Origin of the sequence: Pseudomonas sp. (assembly GCF_026224925.1) — a bacterium.
Classification (GTDB): domain Bacteria; phylum Pseudomonadota; class Gammaproteobacteria; order Pseudomonadales; family Pseudomonadaceae; genus Aquipseudomonas.
Genome location: NZ_JAMFRV010000205.1, coordinates 1 through 1,828, shown reverse-complemented (window position 1 = coordinate 1,828; position 1,828 = coordinate 1). Strand labels below are relative to the sequence as shown.

Genomic DNA, 1,828 nt, shown 5'->3' with positions numbered 1-1,828 from the left:
GTCGGCGAATCGGGATCGGGCAAAAGCGTCACCATGATGGCGCTGATGGGCTTGATCGACAAACCAGGCGTGGTCACCGCCGACTCGCTGAACTTCGACGGCAACGAGCTGCTTAAGCTCAGCAACCGCCAACGTCGACGCATTATCGGCAAAGACATGGCGATGGTCTTCCAAGACCCGATGACCGCACTGAACCCCAGCTACACCGTGGGTTTTCAGATCGAAGAAGTCTTGCGTCAACACTTGAACATGAACGGCAAAGCCGCTCGCCAACGCGCGTTGGAGCTGCTTGAAAAAGTAGAAATCCCTGGCGCCGCTGCCCGTCTGCATGCTTACCCGCATCAACTGTCGGGCGGCATGAGCCAGCGCGTTGCAATTGCCATGGCGATTGCCGGCGAACCTAAACTGCTGATCGCCGACGAACCAACCACCGCGTTGGACGTAACGATTCAGGCACAGATCATGGACCTGCTGTTGAGCCTGCAAAAAGAGCAGGACATGGCCTTGGTGCTGATCACTCACGACCTGGCCGTGGTGGCCGAAACCGCTCAGCGGGTGTGTGTGATGTACGCCGGTCAAGCGGTAGAAGTGGGTCAGGTGCCAGGCTTGTTTGACGTTCCCGGTCATCCGTACAGCGAAGCATTGCTGGCCGCAATTCCAGAACACAGCATGGGTGCCGATCGCTTGGCGACCCTGCCAGGCATGGTTCCGGGGCGTTATGACCGGCCACAAGGCTGCTTGCTGTCGCCACGCTGCCCGTATGTGCAAGACAATTGCCGGACGCAGCGACCCGCCTTGGACCTGAAAGCCCACAGCTTCGCCCGCTGCTTCTACCCGCTGAACCAGGAGGTCGCGTAATGACCGTCGTTCTTACTGCACGCGACCTGACCCGTCATTACGAAGTCTCACTCGGCCTGTTCAAGGGGCACGCACTGGTTCGCGCTCTTAACGGTGTGTCGTTCGAGCTGGAAGCCGGCAAAACGTTGGCCGTGGTTGGTGAGTCCGGTTGTGGCAAATCGACCTTGGCCCGCGCCCTGACGTTGATTGAAGAGCCCTCCTCCGGTTCGCTGAAAATCGCCGGCCAGGAAGTAACCGGCGCCAGCAAAGCAGAACTCAAAAAACTGCGCCGCGATGTGCAGATGGTCTTTCAGAGCCCTTATGCATCGCTTAACCCACGGCAGAAAGTCGGCGATCAATTGGGCGAGCCCCTGCTGATCAACACCGATTTGTCACGCGCTGAACGTCGGGAGAAAGTGCAGGCGATGATGCAACAGGTCGGTCTTCGTCCTGAGCATTACCACCGCTACCCGCACATGTTTTCTGGCGGTCAGCGTCAGCGTATCGCGCTGGCTCGGGCGATGATGCTGCAACCTAAAGTGCTGGTGGCGGACGAACCCACTTCGGCCTTGGACGTGTCGATTCAGGCGCAGGTACTTAACCTGTTCATGGATCTGCAGCAGGAGTTCAACACCGCTTACGTGTTCATCTCGCACAACCTGTCAGTGGTGCGTCACGTCGCCGATACCGTGCTGGTGATGTACCTCGGGCGTCCGGCGGAAATGGGCCCAAAGGAAGAGATCTATAACCGGCCGTTGCACCCGTACACGCGGGCCTTGCTGTCCGCGACCCCGACCATTCACCCGGACCCGCTGAAGCCGAAGATCAAAATCATCGGCGAACTGCCTAACCCGCTTAATCCGCCCACTGGCTGCGCGTTCCACAAGCGCTGCCCGTATGCGACAGCGCTGTGCGCCACCGACGAACCCGCCCTGCGTGTAGTGGACAACCGTCAGGTTGCCTGCCATTACGCCGAGCAGTTCATCGAAGG

General features: G+C 59.3%; 2 protein-coding genes. Both read left to right on the top strand.

All coding sequences use genetic code 11. The features are described from left to right. Window positions 1-858 (top strand): ABC transporter ATP-binding protein (locus M0974_RS08880; RefSeq protein ID WP_297835440.1); only part of this gene is annotated, 858 nt, incomplete at its 5' end. Continuing rightward, window positions 858-1,828, top strand: a 971-nt coding sequence (locus M0974_RS08875; protein WP_297835438.1) for a peptide ABC transporter ATP-binding protein, incomplete at its 3' end; no start/stop codon positions are given. The genes M0974_RS08880 and M0974_RS08875, both read left to right, overlap by 1 nt.